This window comes from Planococcus circulans, assembly GCF_020023385.1.
Taxonomy (GTDB): domain Bacteria; phylum Bacillota; class Bacilli; order Bacillales_A; family Planococcaceae; genus Planococcus.
The window spans coordinates 504,019-523,344 of sequence record NZ_JAIQCL010000001.1 but is presented as its reverse complement, the minus strand read 5'-3'; the positions used below and the strand labels follow the sequence as shown (position 1 = coordinate 523,344).

General features: G+C 44.3%; 16 protein-coding genes and 1 other annotated feature. Of the genes, 13 read left to right on the top strand and 3 right to left on the bottom strand.

What is annotated here, in order from left to right:
• The first annotated feature begins 7 nt into the window (after positions 1-7).
• Together K8U60_RS02640 and K8U60_RS02635 are read left to right on the top strand one after the other, a co-directional pair.
• Positions 8-316: a metal-sulfur cluster assembly factor gene (locus K8U60_RS02640; protein WP_223633952.1), complete on the top strand. Its 309-nt coding sequence runs from the start codon at positions 8-10 to the stop codon at positions 314-316.
• Between the two features lie 157 nt (positions 317-473).
• Positions 474-2,615: an ATP-dependent Clp protease ATP-binding subunit gene (locus tag K8U60_RS02635; protein ID WP_223633949.1), complete on the top strand. Its 2,142-nt coding sequence runs from the start codon at positions 474-476 to the stop codon at positions 2,613-2,615.
• 32 nt (positions 2,616-2,647) lie between these two features.
• Here K8U60_RS02635 and K8U60_RS02630 read toward each other — a convergent pair whose 3' ends face one another.
• Positions 2,648-2,833 (bottom strand): YjzD family protein, encoded by a 186-nt coding sequence (locus K8U60_RS02630; protein ID WP_223633946.1) that lies wholly within the window; start codon positions 2,831-2,833, stop codon positions 2,648-2,650.
• Positions 2,834-3,019: 186 nt separating this feature from the next.
• On the opposite strand from K8U60_RS02630, the gene K8U60_RS02625 reads away from it, so the two are divergent.
• From K8U60_RS02625 to K8U60_RS02590, 8 genes are all read left to right on the top strand, one after another.
• Positions 3,020-3,958 carry a beta-ketoacyl-ACP synthase III gene (locus K8U60_RS02625; protein WP_223633944.1) on the top strand — a complete coding sequence of 313 codons (939 nt, stop codon included), beginning with the start codon at positions 3,020-3,022 and terminating at the stop codon, positions 3,956-3,958.
• Between the two features lie 27 nt (positions 3,959-3,985).
• Positions 3,986-5,221 carry a beta-ketoacyl-ACP synthase II gene (gene fabF, locus K8U60_RS02620; protein WP_223633942.1) on the top strand — a complete coding sequence of 412 codons (1,236 nt, stop codon included), beginning with the start codon at positions 3,986-3,988 and terminating at the stop codon, positions 5,219-5,221.
• Positions 5,222-5,785: 564 nt separating this feature from the next.
• Positions 5,786-6,802, top strand: coding sequence for an ABC transporter ATP-binding protein (locus tag K8U60_RS02615; RefSeq protein WP_223633940.1), 1,017 nt, complete (start codon positions 5,786-5,788; stop codon positions 6,800-6,802).
• Positions 6,789-7,724, top strand: coding sequence for an ABC transporter ATP-binding protein (locus tag K8U60_RS02610; RefSeq protein WP_263298529.1), 936 nt, complete (start codon positions 6,789-6,791; stop codon positions 7,722-7,724). The genes K8U60_RS02615 and K8U60_RS02610 overlap by 14 nt, the downstream gene beginning before the upstream one ends.
• Before the next feature lie 5 nt (positions 7,725-7,729).
• Entirely contained in the window at positions 7,730-8,692 is a 963-nt protein-coding gene (opp4B, locus tag K8U60_RS02605) for an oligopeptide ABC transporter permease (protein WP_223633938.1), read from the top strand.
• Between the two features lie 25 nt (positions 8,693-8,717).
• Positions 8,718-9,629 carry an ABC transporter permease gene (locus K8U60_RS02600; protein WP_223633936.1) on the top strand — a complete coding sequence of 304 codons (912 nt, stop codon included), beginning with the start codon at positions 8,718-8,720 and terminating at the stop codon, positions 9,627-9,629.
• A gap of 118 nt (positions 9,630-9,747) precedes the next feature.
• Positions 9,748-11,571, top strand: coding sequence for an oligopeptide ABC transporter substrate-binding protein (opp4A, locus tag K8U60_RS02595; RefSeq protein ID WP_223633934.1), 1,824 nt, complete (start codon positions 9,748-9,750; stop codon positions 11,569-11,571).
• Positions 11,572-11,819: 248 nt separating this feature from the next.
• A complete protein-coding gene (locus K8U60_RS02590) occupies positions 11,820-13,550 on the top strand; it encodes a peptide ABC transporter substrate-binding protein (RefSeq protein WP_223633931.1) in 1,731 nt (576 codons plus the stop codon).
• Between the two features lie 36 nt (positions 13,551-13,586).
• Here K8U60_RS02590 and trpS read toward each other — a convergent pair whose 3' ends face one another.
• Together trpS and K8U60_RS02580 are read right to left on the bottom strand one after the other, a co-directional pair.
• Positions 13,587-14,576: a tryptophan--tRNA ligase gene (gene trpS, locus K8U60_RS02585; RefSeq protein ID WP_223633929.1), complete on the bottom strand. Its 990-nt coding sequence runs from the start codon at positions 14,574-14,576 to the stop codon at positions 13,587-13,589.
• Positions 14,577-14,621: 45 nt separating this feature from the next.
• Positions 14,622-14,835: a binding site (T-box leader), on the bottom strand.
• 43 nt (positions 14,836-14,878) lie between these two features.
• On the bottom strand, positions 14,879-15,229 hold the full coding sequence (locus tag K8U60_RS02580; protein WP_223633926.1) for a DUF3899 domain-containing protein: 351 nt from the start codon (positions 15,227-15,229) through the stop codon (positions 14,879-14,881).
• A gap of 234 nt (positions 15,230-15,463) precedes the next feature.
• On the opposite strand from K8U60_RS02580, the gene K8U60_RS02575 reads away from it, so the two are divergent.
• The 3 genes from K8U60_RS02575 (at position 15,464) to opp3C (ending at position 19,317) form a co-directional block, all read left to right on the top strand.
• The gene (locus K8U60_RS02575) at positions 15,464-17,167 is read left to right on the top strand and encodes a peptide ABC transporter substrate-binding protein (RefSeq protein WP_223633924.1); all 1,704 of its coding nucleotides are present in this window, start codon (positions 15,464-15,466) and stop codon (positions 17,165-17,167) included.
• A 186-nt stretch (positions 17,168-17,353) separates the two neighbouring features.
• Positions 17,354-18,289: an oligopeptide ABC transporter permease gene (gene opp3b, locus K8U60_RS02570; protein WP_223633922.1), complete on the top strand. Its 936-nt coding sequence runs from the start codon at positions 17,354-17,356 to the stop codon at positions 18,287-18,289.
• Positions 18,289-19,317, top strand: a complete 1,029-nt coding sequence (gene opp3C, locus K8U60_RS02565) for an oligopeptide ABC transporter permease (protein ID WP_223633920.1) — start codon at positions 18,289-18,291, stop codon at positions 19,315-19,317. Before opp3b ends, opp3C begins: the two co-directional genes overlap by 1 nt.
• Positions 19,318-19,326 lie beyond the last annotated feature (9 nt).

Sequence of the window (19,326 nt, the reverse complement as noted above, 5' to 3'; positions counted from 1 at the left end):
ATTCTGAATGGATCAAGATATGAAAGACAGCATGATGGGTGCCTTAGAAACAGTTATCGACCCTGAATTGGGCGTTGATATTGTCAATCTGGGCCTTGTATACGATGTAATGGTGACAGAAGACGGATTTGCAGTTGTGACAATGACTTTAACATCAATGGGATGTCCAATGGGACCTCAAATTGTGGAAATGGTCAAAAATGCTTTGTATGAATTGCCTGAAGTGGAAGAAGTCGATGTTAAAATCGTCTGGACACCAGTGTGGGGCAAAGATCATATGTCTCGTTACGCAAAAATGGCGCTTGGCGTCAGATAATCGAATCAGCAAGAGCCTTTCCAGGATATTTCTGGGAAGGCTTTTTTCTTTTAATAAAAGCAGTAAAATCAGGTCTATAATAATTGCTAATTCCAGAAAAAATGATTATAATTTAATTAGTCAAAGATAGTCAAACTAATTGGAAGGTGTGGTTTTTATGGTTCAATTCCCAAATAGCACAGAGCAAAAATCCCCGTTGGAACAGTTTGGCCGCAATATGGTGGAACAAGCACAATCAGGGAAGATGGATCCGGTCATCGGCCGGGACCAGGAAATTCGGAATGTTATCCGGATCCTATCACGGAAAACGAAAAACAACCCGGTATTGATCGGGGAGCCGGGCGTCGGAAAAACGGCGATTGTCGAAGGATTGGCGCAGCGCATCGTCCGCAACGACGTGCCGGAAGGGTTGAAGAACAGGACCATTTACGAACTCGATATGAGTGCGTTGATTGCAGGGGCCAAGTACCGAGGAGAATTTGAAGAACGCTTGAAAGGCGTTTTAAAGCAAGTTAAAGACAGTGAAGGCCAGATCATCCTGTTCATTGATGAAATCCATACCATCGTTGGAGCAGGTAAAACTGAAGGCGCGATGGACGCGGGAAATATGCTGAAGCCGATGCTCGCACGGGGGGAATTGTACTGTATCGGAGCGACCACATTGGACGAGTACCGCATGCATATCGAAAAAGACCCTGCCTTGGAGCGCCGCTTCCAACAGGTGATGGTCCGGGAGCCTTCAGTAGAAGATACGGTGTCCATTTTACGCGGTTTGAAGGAACGCTTTGAATTGCACCATGCTGTCCGTATCCATGACCGGGCGATTGTAGCTGCTGCTGCCATGTCGGACCGCTATATAACTGAGCGCTTTTTGCCGGATAAAGCCATCGATTTGATTGATGAGGCTTGCGCGATGATCCGTACGGAAATCGATTCGATGCCACAGGAGCTCGATGAAGTGACACGACGTCTCATGCAGCTAGAAATCGAAGAACAGGCTTTGATGAAAGAAAAAGATGCTGCAAGCAAAACACGGCTGGAAACTTTACGCGAAGAAATCAAAGAGCTGAGGGATTCTTCCGCTGACATGAAGAAGCAATGGACGGAAGAAAAAGAATCCTTGAAAAAAATTCAGGAAAAGCGCGAACAACTGGATCAATACCGCCGCCAGTTGGAAGATGCGGAAAACCGCTATGATCTGAATGCCGCAGCTGTCCTGCAGCACGGCAAGATTCCTGAGTTGGAAAAAGAATTAGTGGCACTCGAAGCTAATCTTGAAAAAGACGGCACAGAACGTTTGTTGCGTGAAGAAGTAACTGAAGAAGAAATTGCTGGAATTGTGGCGAGATGGACCGGTATTCCAGTCACGAAACTGGTGGAAGGTGAGCGGGAGAAACTATTGCGCTTAGGCGAAACCTTGAAGGAGCGGGTAATCGGCCAGGATCAAGCAGTCGAACTGGTCACTGAAGCGGTGTGGAGAGCACGTGCGGGCATCAAGGATGAGCGGAAGCCGATTGGTTCATTCATTTTCCTCGGACCGACAGGCGTCGGTAAAACAGAATTGGCCAAGTCATTGGCAGCCAACCTGTTTGATTCGGAAGACCACTTCATCCGGATTGACATGTCTGAGTACATGGAAAAACATAGTGTATCCCGTTTGGTTGGTGCGCCTCCCGGATATATCGGCTACGAAGAAGGCGGCCAGCTGACAGAAGCGGTGCGCCGCAATCCGTATTCGGTTGTCTTACTTGATGAAATTGAAAAAGCGCATCCGGATGTCGCCAATATCCTGCTGCAGATACTGGATGATGGGCGAATTACCGACAGCCAGGGACGCTTAGTCAACTTCTCGAATACAGTAGTAATCATGACGTCAAATATTGGATCTGCCTATATCAGCGATACCAGCAATGAACACGATATCGAAGACATTGTCATGAGTGAATTGCGCAGACACTTCAAACCTGAGCTGTTGAACCGCATCGATGATATCGTCATTTTCCATGCGCTCAATAATACACATTTCTACGGCATTGCCAAGAAAATGATAGCTGAACTGGCGGCGCGCATCAGCCAGCAGCAAATCAAGTTAACTGTAGATGATTCAGTCATCAACTATATTGTAGAAGCAGGAACCGACCCAGTGTTCGGGGCCCGTCCATTAAAACGGTTTATCCAGCGCAATATCGAAACGAATATTGCCCGTGAATTGATCAAAGGTGGGATTGTCGCCAATACGGAACTGGAACTGACCATGGATGACAACAAGCAGATCATCATCAACAAAAAAGAAGCGTAAACCGAGGTTCCGGTTTACGCTTCTTTTTTTTATTAATGCTTTTCAGGAGCAGGTTCGTTAGGAATAACTGCTGCCATAACGAAAATCAGGATTGAAACTCCGACTGAAATGTAAACGCCGATCATGAAGTCGAAAGGCACGTTTTGTACTGCACTTACCACATAGTTGACCAATGAAATCAAAAAGAATGACCATAAGAACGTTCCAATATATTGCATCTAGTTTCACCTCTACATAGAATATCTAGATTAATCATAGCATAAGGCGTAACAGACAGAAAGAAAGATTCCAGAGAAAGAATATTTTTTGTCGGAAATATGTCAGTTAGTTGAAATAAGCGTGTAGATGACGTATTATTAACACCAGGTACTAATATATGATGATAATCGAAATGAGGGATATAAATGAATGCTGGAATAATCGGTATGGGCAGATGTTTGCCTGAAGATAAATTGACGAACTTTCAATTAGAGCAGCGCATGGATACAAGTGACGAATGGATTCGTACGATGACGGGCATTGAAGAACGCCGAATTGCAAAAGACGATCAGGATACTTCTGACATGGCACGCGAAGCTGCGCAAAAAGCGATTGAAGATGCTGGTATTGATCCGGCTGAAATCGGTTTGATCTTAGTGGCAACTGTGACACCGGACCAGCCTTTCCCATCAATGGCTTGTGTGATTCAGCAGGAGATCGGTGCTGTCAATGCTGCCGCCATGGATATATCAGCTGCATGTGCAGGATTCATGTATGGAGTCATTACCGCAAAACAATTCATCGATTCCGATGTTTATAAATATGTGCTCGTTGTTGGCGTTGAGAAATTGTCGAAGATCACCAACTGGGAAGACCGTAATACAGCTGTCCTTTTTGGAGATGGGGCAGGAGCTGCAGTAATCGGAAAAGTTTCAGAGGGCAGAGGGATTCTATCTTTTGAACTCGGAGCCGATGGTACTGGAGGCAAACACCTTTTTCAGGACGAAGAAGACCATTTACAGATGAACGGCAGAGAAGTGTTCAAGTTCGCTGTACGCCAAATGGGCGAATCAGCAATAAACGTAATCGAAAAAGCGGGCTTACAAAAAGAAGATGTCGATTTTCTGATTCCGCATCAAGCGAATATCCGCATTATGGAGGCTTCCAGGGAACGTCTGGGTCTGCCGCTTGAAAAGATGTCGAAAACAATTCATAAATATGGCAACACTTCAGCAGCAACAATTCCGATTTCTCTTGTCGAAGACATCGAAGAAGGCCGCGTAAAAGATGATGATGTCATCGTCATGGTCGGTTTCGGAGGTGGCTTGACTTGGGGCGCAATTGCTATGAAGTGGGGCAAATAATCAGGTATGCGAAAGGAAGAAGATAGAATGGAAAATCGCCGTGTAGTTATTACAGGAATGGGTGCTGTAACGCCATTGGGAAATAATATTGAAACGACATGGGAAGCTGTAAAGAGCGGCAAGTCCGGTGTTGGTCCTTTAACCAGGCTGGATGCAGATTTGTATTCAGCGAAAATCGCAGCAGAAGTGAATGATTTTTCGATAGAAGATTATATTGAAAAGAAAGATGCCCGGAAAATGGACCGTTTCACGCATTATGCGTTGGCTGCTTCCATCATGGCAATGAAAGATGCGGCTCTTGAATTGGACGATAAGACGGCTTTGCGGACAGGGGTATGGATTGGATCAGGTATCGGCGGCATGGAGACCATTGAAAATCAGATGAACGTACTGAATACAAGAGGTGTCCGACGCATCAGCCCATTCTTGATTCCGATGATTATTCCGGACATGGCATCAGGCCAGGTATCAATCTACTTTGGCGCCAAAGCCATCAACTCCTGTTCGGTAACTGCCTGTGCTTCAGGGACAAACTCGATTGGTGACGCTTTTAAAGTTATTCAGCGCGGAGATGCAGATGTTATGATCTCTGGCGGAGCGGAAGCGCCGATCACGCAATTGTCCGTGGCTGGATTTACAGCGAACACAGCATTGACGACAAATCCGGATGCAGCTACAGCGTCCCGCCCGTTCGATAAAAACCGTGATGGCTTCGTCATCGGTGAAGGAGCAGGAATCGTCATCCTTGAAGAATATGAACATGCAAAAGCACGAGGTGCTAAAATATATGCGGAAGTTGTCGGTTATGGTTCTACTGGCGACGCCCATCACATTACAGCCCCTGCTGAAGGCGGGGAAGGCGCGGCTCGCGCAATGGCGCAAGCCCTGGCGGATGCAGGTGTTGAAACGACGGAAATTGGTTACATCAATGCCCATGGAACAAGCACACCGTATAATGATTTATACGAAACAATGGCTGTTAAAACGGTATTCGGCGAACATGCCTATAAATTAGGCATGAGTTCGACGAAATCCATGACAGGCCATTTGCTTGGCGCTGCTGGCGGAGTTGAAGCGATTTTCACAGCTTTGGCGCTGCAGGAAGGAATTATGCCTCCAACGACTAATTACGAAACGCCTGATGAAGAATGTGATTTGGATTATGTTCCAAACGAAGCGCGTAAAGCAGATCTCAATTTTGCGATGAGCAATTCACTGGGATTTGGTGGACATAACGCTTCACTCGTATTCAAGAAAGTTTAAACTAGCCTGAACAAAAATGGCAATTCGCAGATTACTGCGGATTGCCATTTTTTTATGCTCTGCCTATATAAATACAGAAAATAAGCACATTACTTCAAAAAAATTGAAAAAATTTTCCGATTACTTTAAACATTATGGTATTGTAAAAGACAGATGTAATAATATTTAACTATTTAGGGCGCAGATTCAATTTATGTGAACACTAAGCACTACCTTTGCACAATGAAAACCTTTTTTTCTGGAGTATTGTTCAGCTAGTTGTGCTAAGCGCTAAGGTTAGAATGGGAAGCCGGCCAGCTCAAGTAATATTTCAAATAAGACGATTATTCACAAAATTAAAAATAATATTGTCTTTGTAATCTTATTGTAATAAAATTAATATTAGAAGTTACTGTCCAATTAACCTATCGGATTGCCAGCAATTCTTTAGGGGAAGAACCAAGCGTCGATCTTTGCAATGTTTTTTTTGGTGTAATAAATCTGAATGTTGAAAACTTTACCAGTGAAGAGATCAGCTGCAACCAGAAGTAACGATAGAACAGCTTCATTTAGAGGAGGATAAATGTGAATGATGTTTTGCTGAATATCAAAAATTTAAAAACATCTTTTAGAATCAAGGACGATTATTACGCTGCGGTCGACGATGTTTCATTAACAGTTAGAAAAAATGAAGTGTTGGCAATTGTAGGCGAATCAGGTTCCGGAAAAAGTGCATTTGCATTTTCGATTATGGGACTTCATACAAGAGCAAAAATTGAAGGAGAGATAGATTATAAAGGCATCAACCTTGCAAAGGCAAATGCCAATCAAATGAAAAAATTGCGCGGCAATGAAATGGGGATGATTTTTCAGGATGCCCTTTCAGCGCTTAATCCTTTGATGGTCGTGGGTGCACAGATTGATGAAGCGATTTTACTGCACAATCCTAAAAGCTCCAAGAGCCTGCGGAAAAAACAAGTTATCAATTTATTGAACCAAGTGGGTATTCCACGTCCTGAGAAAACGTATGACCAGTATCCCCATGAACTATCGGGAGGAATGCGCCAGCGCATTGTCATCGCCATGGCGATTTCAAACCAGCCAGAGCTGCTGATTGCCGACGAACCGACAACGGCTCTGGATGTGACCATCCAATCGCAGATTCTCGATTTGATCAAAGAACTGAAAGAAACCATTCATGCCGGCATCATCCTGATCACCCATGATTTAGGGGTAGTGGCGGAAATGGCCGATAGAGTGGCCGTTATGTATGCAGGGCAGATTGTAGAAATCGCTGATGTTTATACCTTAATGGAAAATCCCCAGCATCCGTATACACGTTCCCTCCTGAACTCCATCCCGACATTAAATGAAGTAAAAGAAGAGCTTCACGTTATACAGGGGGTAGTGCCATCACTTCAGAACTTGCCGAGAACCGGATGCCGGTTCGCTGCAAGAATTCCTTGGATCGAAGAATCTGCGCATGAAGCTTCACCGGAACTCCATGAAATCAGTCCAGGGCATTATGTGCGGTGCACATGCTATAAGGACTTTTACTTCCCAGAACAAGCCGAGGAGGAGCGCAATTATGTCGCTAATTGAAGTTGAAAACCTGAAAGTCCACTTTCCCGTTCGTGGAGGTATCTTCCAGACAGTCAAAGACCATGTTCGTGCAGTAGATGGCGTCTCGTTTTCGATTGAACAGGGCCAGACTTATGGACTTGTAGGAGAATCAGGGTCAGGGAAAACGACGACAGGCCGTGCGATTATTGGATTAAATGATATAACTTCAGGAAAAGTACTGTTTGAAGGCAAGGATTTGTCGACCATAAACAAAAAAGAATATATAGATGTCCGAAAAGATATACAGATGATCTTCCAGGATCCATTTTCCTCACTGAACCCGAAAAAGCGAGTAGCGGACATTGTGGCAGAACCGCTTCGCAATTACGAAAATCTGTCTGCTAAAGAAGAGCGGATCCGTGTTCAGGAGCTAATGGAATTGGTCGGGCTGAGCCCTGAAGCCATTTATAAATATCCACACGAATTTTCCGGAGGCCAGCGTCAGCGCATCGGGATTGCCCGGGCAATTGCGCTGAACCCGAAATTGATTATCGCGGATGAGCCTGTTTCTGCACTGGATGTTTCCGTGCAGGCTCAAGTTTTGAATTTCATGCGTGAAATTCAAAAAGAATTGAACTTAACGTATTTATTCATCAGCCATGATTTGGGCATCATCCGTCACATGTGCGATCATATCGGCATTATGTATAAAGGCCGTTATGTTGAACATGGTACATCCGAAGAAATTTTCACGAATCCACAGCATATTTACACGAAACGGCTGATTGCGGCAATTCCGGACAGCAATCCACGCAATCGGGAGATGCATTACGAAAACCGTAAGTTAGTGAAAGCCGAATATGACAAGCTGGAAAAAGACTTTTTTGATGAAGAAGGTTTGCCTTTCTCGTTAAAATCAATTTCAGCTACCCATCAAGTAGCGTTGCCTGAGAGAGGTTGAATGGTATGTGGAAATTAATTGTACGCAGAACACTTATAACGATTCCGCAAATTATTATTTTGAGTATTTTGGTATTCATATTAGCCCAGGCAATGCCTGGAGATGCCTTGACTGGTTTGATCGACCCGAATATCGACCCGGCGACGATCGAAGCGATGCGCGAACGCCTTGGGTTGAACAACCCATGGTATGTACAGTATTTCGATTGGATCAAAGGAGTGATTCAAGGTGATTTCGGACAGTCATTCCGCTTCAAGATGCCGGTTTCCGAGTTGATAGGAGACCGTATGATCAATACTTTGTGGTTATCATTAGCAACATTGATTTTGACATACTTGATCGCGATTCCACTGGGCATCATCAGCGGCCGCTTCAACGATACGTGGTTGGATCGTATGATCACAGGATATACGTATATCGGATTTGCAGCTCCATTATTCATTTTCGCTTTGGTTATGCTGTTCATTTTCGGATTCCAGCTGGGCTGGTTCCCGACAAGCGGAAGTGTAGCTCCAGGTACCGAACCTGGAACTTTCGCCTATTTCATAAGCAAGCTGAATCATTTATTATTGCCGGCACTTTCCATGGCATTGATCACGACCGTTTCTACAGTCCAATATTTGAGAAGTGAGATCATTGATACAAAACAAAAGGATTTTATCGTAACTGCCCGCGCTAAAGGTTCTTCTGAATCGCGTGTCTACAATCGCCACGTCTTGCGGAATTCCCTGCTTCCGATTGCAGCGTTCTTCGGCTATGAAATAACAGGATTGATTGGCGGAACTATTTTCATTGAAAATATTTTTGGCTATCCAGGAATGGGTGAATTGTTCCTTTCTTCCATCAGTCTGCGTGATTACAGCGTCATGACGGCGCTCGTCCTGTTATTCGGCTTAGCAGCAATCATCGGAGCATTATTATCCGATATCATCTTAAGTTTAGTTGATCCTCGTATCCGGATTAAATAATAAATGACAATGTAGAGGTGTAAATATGAGAATTGATAAAGACAGCGGGACACAAATTCCGGATATGGATCTCGGTAAAAGCCCATCCGGATTTAGTATATTACTAAGAGAGCTGATACGGGACAAAGTAGCATTCGGCTCTCTTCTGTTCCTATTCTTGATCATTGCGGGTGTTTTCGGCACTTCGATCATCATGGATCAATCTGAGATCATAAAAGTTGATCTTTTTGCCCTATATGAGCCGCCTTCTGCTACTTATTGGCTGGGCACTGATTATGGGGGAAGAGATATCTTCGGCCAACTGATCATTGGAACACGCAATTCATTAGCCATCGGTTTTTTGGTCACGCTGTTGACGGGAATCATCGGTATTTTGGTCGGACTGATTTCGGGATATTACGGTGGTACGGTGGATAATATCTTTATGCGCTTTGTTGACTTTTTTATGGTTTTGCCGATTTTAATGATCGTTATCGCATTCGTAACAGCTGTACCTGGATACAGCATCCTATCTTTCTCGTTGATCATGACAGCATTTCTATGGATGGGTATTGCACGATTGATCCGTTCCAAGGCGCTGCAGGAAAAAGAATTGGATTATGTCAAAGCGTCCAAGACTTTGGGGACGTCCGATTTTAAGATCATGTTTTTCCAGGTACTGCCAAATCTTAGTTCGATCATCATTGTGACGATGACGTTGAATTTGGCAGGCAATATCGGAATCGAATCCGGGCTGTCCTTCTTAGGATTCGGCTTCCCCGAATCGACTCCGAGTTTAGGGACCTTGATCAGTTATGCAAGAAACCCTCAAACACTGGAATTGCGATGGTGGATCTGGTTACCTGCATCAATCCTGATTTTTGTTTTGATGCTTAGTATAAATAATGTCGGGCAAGCTTTAAAACGCGCTACCGATGCCCGACAGCGCAGAGGGTAACAAAAAAGCAGGGGAAAAGGGGGAGTAGGGTTCTCGGTACCGGAAAGAAACAACTCTATTCAAGCACAACAGTAGTCCGGAAGAGCTTTATTCAAGAGAAAAGAGGAGGAAACAGAGAATGGCGAAAAACAAATGGACCAAATATTTAACCTTACCGATGTTGTCTTTTGTTTTGGTCTTGGCAGCATGTACTGGTGACGACACGTCTACAGAAGAAGGCGGCGGAGAAACAGATACTGACGGCGGACAGGAACTTGAAAATGGCGGCATGTATTCGATTGAAGATTTCAGCAATGTGAAAACGAATGAAGGCGAAGCCATTGATGGAGGAACCGTAACATTCGGTTTAGTATCGGACACGGTTTTTGAAGGGACATTAAACTGGAACTTCTATTCGGGTGCACCGGATGCAGAAATTTTGAATTGGTTTGATGAAGGGTTATTAACTTGGGACGAAAACTATGTGTACACAAATGATGGAGCAGCAACATATGAAGTTTCAGAAGATGGCCGTACGTTCACATTCACAATTGGTGATAATGTCAATTGGCATGATGGCGAACCGGTAACTGCGGAAGACTGGTTGTTTGCGCACGAAGTAATCGGCGATCCTGATTATGACGGCCCTCGTTACAACTCTGATTTCACAAACATTGAAGGAATGGAAGAGTATAACAGCGGAGCAGCTGATACGATTTCAGGTATTGAAGTCGTCGACGAAAAAACCTTGTCGATTACGTATATCGAGTCTACTCCTTCTTTATTGACAGGAAGCATCTGGTCTTACCCATTGGCTAAGCACATCTTCGGAGACATGGCAGTTGCCGATATTTCGTCTTCACCTGAAGTGCGTGAAAACCCAATCGGCTTTGGACCATTCAAAGTGGAAAGCATCGTACCTGGAGAGTCTGTCACGCTGACTAAAAACGAAGACTACTGGCGCGGTGAACCAAACCTTGATGGCGTAACCGTTAAAGTAATCAGCAGCTCAACAGTTGTACAGGAATTGGAAACCGGAGGCGTTGACTTGATCAGCGATTTCCCTGTAGATCAATTCCCGGATAATGCTGAGATGTCAAACGTTGAATATCTAGGAGCGATTGATCGCGCCTACACGTATATCGGCTTTAAACTTGGAACATGGGATGCAGAAAACAATCGTGTGGATTATAATCCCGAAGCGAAAATGGGCGATGTAGAACTTCGCCAGGCCATGTGGCATGCAGTCGATAACGCTGCAGTCGGTGAACGTTTCTATAATGGGTTGCGTTGGAATGCGACAACATTGATTCCGCCATCCCACCCTGAATTCCATGACGATACGAATGAAGGCAGAACGTACGATCCGGAAGTAGCGAATCAGCTTTTGGATGATGCTGGATACGTAGACACTGATGATGACGGTATCCGTGAAGACCCGGAAGGCAATCCGTTGGAAATCAACTTTATCTCGATGACTGGCGGCGACACAGCGGAACCTTTGGCGCAATACTATGTGCAATCTTGGGAAGCTGTCGGCTTGAAAGTCAACCTTGAAATGCTTGAATTCAACTCATTCTACGACCGTGTCGGTAACGGCGGAGAAGACGATCCGAATGTCGATGTTTATCAGGCAGCTTGGGGAGTCGGTATTGACGTAGATCCTTCAGGGCTATACGGCGCTGATGCACTGTACAACTTCGCACGCTGGGAAAATGAAGAAAATACACGTCTTCTTGAAGCAGGACGTTCAGAAGAAGCATTTGACCTTGCCTACCGCCAGGATATCTACAACGAATGGCAGCAATTGATGGTAGATGAGGTGCCGGTATTCCCTACGTTATACCGAGCAGTACTGAGCCCGGTCAACGACCGCGTATTGAATTACGCAATCGGTGACGGCACTGGCGTCTACTTGTCAGACCTTGCTGTAAACCAAGAATCACCAGTTACTGCAGAATAATAAAAGAAAAAGCAACCCTCGGGTTGTTTTTTTTTATGGATGAACGAATCCATGTGAACTTGGCAATCCATGTCCATTTATGCAAATTCACTCCTCTGTATAAACTGCTATCCTGATAAAATTATAAGATTTTATTTTAATAAAAATTTGATTTATTTATCTGAATTATCAAATAAATGATAGAAATTTAACGGAATCAGCGTATAATGAAGTCATACATAGAGACTTAAAGCAAAGGAGGAGAAGAAGTGAAGATCACCAAAGTTTTTGTGTTTCTGGTATTGATTTTGCTGGCAATTGTCATTGTATCTGGTTGCAGCGAACAAGACATGGCCACAGAGACGAATGCACTACAGAGCGGCGGTGAAGAAACAAAAGAAAAGGAGAGTGGAGACGGAGAAAATCATTCCAAGAAGGATGACGAACAAATTCTTAACCTAATGGAGATGGGGCCACTGACATTGATGGATTCGGCACTTGCTCAGGACGTGGGTACGTTTAATGTACTGAACAACGTTAATGAAGGGCTTTTCCGGCTGGACGAAGACAACCAGGCGATTCCGGCGCTTGCTGCGGCAGAGCCGGAGGTCAGTGAAGATGGATTGACTTACACATTCACGTTACGGAAGGCTAATTGGTCGGATGGGACACCAATTACCTCAGCTGATTTCGTCTATTCTTGGCAACGCGCCATAGACCCGGCCACCGAGTCGCCTTATGGACCTTATATGATGGCGGGAACTATCGCAAATGCTGAAGCTATTGCTGCAGGTGAGATGGATCCTACGGAGTTAGGCGTGGTAGCACCAGATGACAGCACATTGACCGTTACACTCGAGCGCCCCATCCCATATTTTCTTTCCCTGATGGCGTTCGGAACTTTCTATCCTCAAAATGAAGCCTTTGTGACAGGGGCTGGAGATGCTTATGCCACAAACGCAGATCAGGTCCTTTACAATGGGCCATTCAAATTGACAGAATGGGATGGCAGTGAGGGATCAAGCTGGACGATGGAAAAAAATGAAGAATATTGGGATGCGGAAACAGTTGTGCTTGAAACGATCAACGTAGATGTTGTAACAGATCCAGCGGCTGCTGTTGACTTATACACTTCCGGTGAAAAAGACATTGCATTTCTTGCAGGTGAAGCCGCCGAGCAGTATGCGGATGATCCAGAAGTGATGGAAGGGCAGAGTCCAAATGTATTTTACATGAAATTCAACCAGCTGCGTGACGGGAAAAGAACAGCTCTCGCAAATGAAGACATTCGCAGAGCTCTGGCACAAGCCTTCGATAAAGCGGACATCGTTGGGAAAGTCTTAGCAGATGGTTCATTGCCGGCAAACTATCTAGTGCCATCGGAATTCGCTGTCAATGAAAACGGCGAAGATTTTCGTTCGATAAACGGAGAAATGCTTGAGTTTGATGCTGAAGCAGCAGCTGAATTATGGAGCCAGGGATTACAAGCAGAAGGGTTGGATGAACTCACGCTGGAACTTTTGGGAGAGGATCATGACGTTGCTATTCAACTGAATGAAGAGTTGAAAGTTCATTTGGAAGAAAATCTGGAAGGGCTGACTGTTGAACTGAAAACAGTTCCGTTTGAAGAACTCCTGGCGCTTGAAGACGCACAGAATTACGATCTTTTGCATACAGGATGGGGACCGGATTATTTGGATCCGATGACATTCCTGGATCTATTTGTGACGGATTCTCCACTCAACTTGATGTCCTATTCAAATGAAGAGTATGATGCGTTGATCGAATCTGCTAAAGGGGAGCTGGCACAAGATCCGGTTGCCCGGTGGGAAGCTATGGCCGAAGCTGAAAGAATCCTGCTTGAAGAAGATGTGGCCATTGCCCCTATCTTCCAGATGGGGACTATGTCCTTGAAGAAACCTTACGTGAAAAATATCGTGAAACATCCATTTGGAAGTGATTATAGTCTTAAATGGACCTATATTTCTGGAAAAGAGTAAATATAAAGGGCTGCAATCAGAGCAGCCCTTTTTTGTTTATTTTCTTTTACGTCCAAGACCCATGGCGTTTTCCATTTTCTTTAAGGTTTTGTTGGCCAGGTGATTGGCTTTTTCAGCTCCGGCATCAAGGATTTTGTCTAATTCCTCAGAGTTTAGAAGCGCAGCATAGCGTTCCTGGATCGGTGCCAAATGTTCGGTGACAGCTTTGGCAACGGAAGCTTTGAAATCACCGTAGCCGGAGCCTTCGTATTTGGCGACCAGGCTGTCGATGCTTTCACCGGTCAAGGCCGCTTCGATGGTCAACAGGTTTGCGACACCAGGCTTGTTGACCGGATCGTAGCTGACCACTCCTTCAGAATCGGTTACAGCACTCTTGATTTTCTTTTCGATCGTTTTCAGGTCATCCAATAACGTGATGATCGCCTTCTTATTGGTATCAGATTTACTCATTTTTTTCGATGGGTCCTGAAGCGACATGATGCGCGCGCCATTTTTAGGGACGCGGATGTCAGGAATCGTAAAGATATCGTTGTATTTCCGGTTGAATCTTTCTGCCAGATCGCGTGTCAGTTCGATATGCTGTTTCTGGTCGTCTCCAACAGGTACGATGTCCGTCTGATATAAAAGAATATCGGCTGCCATCAATGGGGGATAAGTCAGCAATCCAGCAAGAACAGATGCGTTTTTAGCAGATTTGTCTTTGTACTGGGTCATCCGCTCAAGTTCGCCGATGGTCGAAACGCATTGCAGCATCCATCCAGCCTGGGCGTGCGCCGGAACTTCCGATTGGATGAACAGGGTGACTTTCTCGGGATCGATTCCGACAGCCAGATAAAGGGCTGCTAAAGCACGGATGTTTTTCCGGAGCTCCAAACGGTCTTGCGGCATCGTGATTGCATGTTGGTCAACGATGCAGAAGATGCAGTCATACTCATCCTGCAGGTCCGTAAATTGCTTGAACGCTCCTATGTAATTTCCGAGTGTTACCGTACCGGTAGGCTGAACGCCTGAAAAGATTTTCTTCATCAATATTCCTCCTCAAAGTAAAAAACACAGCACACATCCCTTAAAAAAAGGGACGAATGATGTGTTTTCCGCGGTACCACCCTAGTTGCCGTCGCCGGCCACTCTTCTTCATAACGTGAAGAACACGGAACCGGCTACTTGTTCGTTCACCGCTTCAGCTCAAAAGTCCATTCAATGCAGCACTTCATCTGTTTCCACCACCCACAGACTCTCTTTTATAGAAGGAACTGCATTTACTCTTCTTTTTCATCGCTCATAATATGTCCTATTATTATAATACAGAAGCGTTTCGGGAAGCAATACTAGAGGTTATAAATCACCAGACAAATCCCCATGATCAGCAAAGTGACAGCTCCTGTAATGAGCAGGAGCGAGCTGGAAAAACCTAAAGCTTCAGAAGGCGGCCGCATTTCTTCATCTTCTAGTGTGGACTTTATTTTAAATGCTTTTCTCATACTGATGGTGAATATATCAAACACACCTGTCCGCACTACAAAAACCCATAATCCGAAAAATAACAAGATCCCGCCGTAAACAAATGAATTATTAATATAAGACAGCAGGGACAGGTCATCTGTCCGAAAAAATATTGTGATAAAGATCAAAACTTGGATAATCCCTAAAGATAAAACGATTTTCTTCAAACTTCGCACCTCGATTCTTATCAATTGTAGAAGAAGTTAAAAAAAAAATCAAAAAAATCTTCATTTATCTTAGACGCCGAAAACGCTTACAAATCCAATATTCTTGCGGATTCGTGTAATGTGAATGTAACGCAATTGTTACAAGAGTGTAAAAATTTCCAAAAAAAGAACTGTACAAGAAAAAAATATTATGTATAATTAGCCTTGTACCAATTTTTCAGAAAATTCGAGGGGGTCAATTTAGTGAGAAACAGCAAGATTTTTTGGCTATTAAGCCTAGTTCTAGTACTAAGTGCTTTTCTAGCGGCATGTGGCGGCGGAGACGATACTGACACAAGTACTGAAACTACAGACGGCACGGAAGGTACAGAACCAGCTGGGGATTTAGACTCAGAGCAAGTCCTTAACTTGATGGAAAGCGCTGAAATTCCAACTATGGATATTTCATTAGCTGAGGATGCAGTCGCATTCAACATTTTCAATAATGTTAATGAAGGCCTATTCCGCTTAAATCAAGAAAACATCGCTGAACCTGCACTCGCTGAAGGCGAGCCTGAAGTCAGCGAAGATGGTTTGACTTACACGTTCAAATTGCGCGACTCTAACTGGTCAGATGGTACACCGGTTACTGCCAATGATTTCGTATACTCTTGGCAACGTTCAATTGATCCTGCTACAGGTTCTCCATACGGAGCTTACATGATGGCTGGTTCGATTGTTAATGCTACTGAAATTGCTGCAGGAGACATGGAACCGACTGAACTTGGAGTTACTGCTGTAGACGACAACACTCTTGAAGTGCAACTGGAACGTCCAGTACCTTACTTCATGTCATTAATGTCTTTCCCAACTTTCTACCCACAGAACGAAGCTTTCGTAACTGAAAAAGGCGACGCTTATGCTTCTAACTCTGAAAACTTGATTTTCAACGGACCATTCACACTTACTGACTGGGACGGAACTGGCTTGACTTGGAAAATGCAAAAAAATCCTGAATACTGGGATGCTGAAACTGTTCAACTTGAAACAATCAACGTTGATGTTGTAAAAGAACCTGCTACTGCAGTTAACCTTTACAACTCTGGAGAAAAAGACCGCGCTGGTTTGAGCGGAGAATTTGCAATGCAATACGCAAATGATGAAAACCTGGTTACTGAATTGGAACCAACTGTTTTCTACTTCAAACTTAACCAAGAGCGTAACGGCGAAGAAAATGCTCTTAAAAACGTTAATATCCGCCAGGCAATTGCAAAAGGTTTCAACAAGCAAGATCTAGTGGACGTAGTTTTAGCGAACGGATCATTGCCTGCTAACTTCTTAGTACCTACTGAATTTGCTTTCGATGAAAGCAATGCAGACTTCCGTGAAGTTAATGGAGATTTGATTGAGTTCAACGCTGAAGAAGCTGCAGAACTTTTCGCAACTGGTATGGAAGAATTGGGAGTGGAAGAAGTTACTCTTGAAATCCTAGGTGGAGACACTGAAACTGCTAAAAACATGGATGCTTACCTTAAAGAACAACTTGAAACAAATCTTGAAGGCTTGACCATCAACCTTAAAGCAGTACCTTTTGGAGTTCGTTTAGAACTTGATGAAGCTCAGGACTACGACATCCAAACTGCTGGATGGGGACCGGATTATCAGGATCCTATGACGTTCATCGACTTGTTCGTTACTGGATCTGCACAAAACAAAATGTCTTACTCTAACCCTGAGTATGATGCTTTAGTTGAATCAGCTAAAGGCGAATTGGCAACAGATCCTGCTGCACGTTGGGAAGCAATGGCACAGGCTGAAAAAATCCTTCTTGAAGATGACGCTGCAATCGCGCCGATTTACCAGCGTGGAGCAATGGCACTTCAACAGCCTTACGTTAATGGCATTATCAAACACCCATTCGGTGGAGATTTCAGCTACAAGTGGGCATACATTTCGGGTAAAGAATAAGATAAACCCGCTACTGTGAAAACAAAATAGAAAGAGAGTATATCGCATTTTTAGGTCGATATACTCTCTTTTCTAATGTAAAGGAATTAACCGAAAATTGACCATTTTCTGCTAACTTTTGAATGTTGCAAGTCCGCATCCTTATGCTAAGGGCTTGTCAAATAGAATTAATTTTGGAGGTGCACTATGGCGAAATATATTGGCAAGCGTTTAATCTATATGGTGATCACTTTAGCGCTGATCGCTACTTTCACTTTTTTCCTTATGAAAGTTTTACCAGGATCCCCCGTCGCTTCCGCAGATAAATTGTCTCCAGAACAAAGGGCAGTCGTAGAAGCTAGATATGGATTGAATGACCCTCTTCCGGTTCAGTATTTCAATTACATGTTTGGTCTAGTGCAAGGTGACCTAGGAATTTCGATTAACCAATTCAAAGGAGCGGAAGTTACGGATGTTATTTTAAGTCGAATGGGTCCTTCTGCTCAAATTGGTTTTCAAGGTATGGTTTTAGGAACAGTATTGGGAATCCTCTTAGGAATGATTGCCGCCCTAAGGCAGAATACCTGGGTTGATTACACCAGTACATTCGTAGCGATTGTCGGAATATCGATTCCTTCCTTCGTTTTCGCTTCATTGCTGCAATATTGGTTCGGTTTGAAATGGGACTTGTTCCCGGTGGCATTATGGAAGGACGGCTTCATGTCCAGTGTGTTGCCATCCGTCGCGTTGGCAATGTTCCCACTTGCTACAGCAGCACGGTTTATCCGTACTGAAATGATTGAAGTCTTGGGTTCAGACTATATTACGTTAGCGAAAGCTAAAGGCGCAAGCGGATCTGAAATCGCATTCAAGCATGCATTCCGCAATGCGTTGATTCCATTGGTTACGGTTCTCGGGCCGATGGCTGTATCCATTCTTACAGGATCTCTTGTAGTGGAGCAGATTTTCGCAATTCCAGGCATCGGGGAACAGTTCGTTAAATCGATTATCGTCAGTGATTTCTCCATCATCATGGGAACTACTATCTTCTTCTCAGTGTTCTTGATCTTGATCATCCTGTTGGTGGATATTCTATATGGTGTTATTGATCCTCGTATCCGTCTTTCAGGAGGTAAAAGTTAATGACTCAAAAAATCGATAAAATTCCCGAACTGCCGAAAGGCTCGTTTGAGCGCATCACATTGGATGCCCATCAGGCGGAACGCATCACCAAGCCGAGCGTCAGCTTCTGGCAGGATGCGTGGTACCGTATCCGCAAAAACAAAGGTGCTTTGTTCAGCCTGATCTTATTTGGCTTAATCGTTATCATGGCATTTTTAGGGCCTATCATCAGTCCTTATGAGCCGAATGCACAAACAATCACTCATGCGAACCTGCCGCCGAAAATTCCGGTCATCGAAAATCTCGGGATTCTTGATGGTGTCGGAACTTTAGGCGGACAGGAAGTCGACTTATATGAAATGAAGAATGTTGAAGTCAATTATTGGTTCGGAACAGACGGCCTTGGCCGTGACATGTTCTCGCGTGTCTGGAAAGGAACTCAAGTGTCCTTGTTCATCGCCTTTGTGGCAGCCGCAATTGATATGCTGATCGGCGTTATCTATGGAGGAATCTCCGGCTATTTTGGCGGCCGCGTCGATGACTTTATGCAGCGGATCGTTGAAATTTTGACAGGTATTCCTAACCTGGTTGTGGTTATCCTATTTATCCTTATCATGGATCCGGGGATACTCGCCATCATTATCGCTTTGACCATCACCGGATGGACGGGAATGTCCCGGGTCGTCCGTGGTCAGGTCCTTAAATATAAGAGCCAGGAGTTTGTGTTGGCTGCCCGCACATTAGGTGCCAGTGACAGCCGCATCATTTGGAAACATTTAATGCCGAACGTTTTAGGTGTAATCATCATCAATACGATGTTCACTATTCCGAGTGCAATTTTCTTTGAAGCTTTCTTAAGCTTTATCGGACTGGGGCTTCAGGCGCCGGATGCTTCGCTTGGAACATTGATTAACGATGGTTATGCGTTGATTCAATTTTCACCACATATTTTAGCATTCCCGGCGATTCTTTTAAGTTTAATCATGATTGCATTCAACTTGATCGGTGATGGACTTCGTGATGCCCTCGATCCGAAGATGAAAGATTAAGGAGGAACG

What these genes read in the sequence shown, in the direction of transcription:
- opp3b (WP_223633922.1), top strand. Translation starts at nt 17,354, where the DNA reads ATGGCGAAATATATTGGCAAGCGTTTAATCTATATGGTGATCACTTTA.
- opp3C (WP_223633920.1), top strand. Translation starts at nt 18,289, where the DNA reads ATGACTCAAAAAATCGATAAAATTCCCGAACTGCCGAAAGGCTCGTTT.
- opp4A (WP_223633934.1), top strand. Translation starts at nt 9,748, where the DNA reads ATGGCGAAAAACAAATGGACCAAATATTTAACCTTACCGATGTTGTCT.
- K8U60_RS02625 (WP_223633944.1), top strand. Translation starts at nt 3,020, where the DNA reads ATGAATGCTGGAATAATCGGTATGGGCAGATGTTTGCCTGAAGATAAA.
- trpS (WP_223633929.1), bottom strand. Translation starts at nt 14,576, where the DNA reads ATGAAGAAAATCTTTTCAGGCGTTCAGCCTACCGGTACGGTAACACTC.
- K8U60_RS02610 (WP_263298529.1), top strand. Translation starts at nt 6,789, where the DNA reads ATGTCGCTAATTGAAGTTGAAAACCTGAAAGTCCACTTTCCCGTTCGT.
- K8U60_RS02630 (WP_223633946.1), bottom strand. Translation starts at nt 2,833, where the DNA reads ATGCAATATATTGGAACGTTCTTATGGTCATTCTTTTTGATTTCATTG.
- K8U60_RS02635 (WP_223633949.1), top strand. Translation starts at nt 474, where the DNA reads ATGGTTCAATTCCCAAATAGCACAGAGCAAAAATCCCCGTTGGAACAG.
- K8U60_RS02640 (WP_223633952.1), top strand. Translation starts at nt 8, where the DNA reads ATGGATCAAGATATGAAAGACAGCATGATGGGTGCCTTAGAAACAGTT.
- K8U60_RS02600 (WP_223633936.1), top strand. Translation starts at nt 8,718, where the DNA reads ATGAGAATTGATAAAGACAGCGGGACACAAATTCCGGATATGGATCTC.
- opp4B (WP_223633938.1), top strand. Translation starts at nt 7,730, where the DNA reads ATGTGGAAATTAATTGTACGCAGAACACTTATAACGATTCCGCAAATT.
- fabF (WP_223633942.1), top strand. Translation starts at nt 3,986, where the DNA reads ATGGAAAATCGCCGTGTAGTTATTACAGGAATGGGTGCTGTAACGCCA.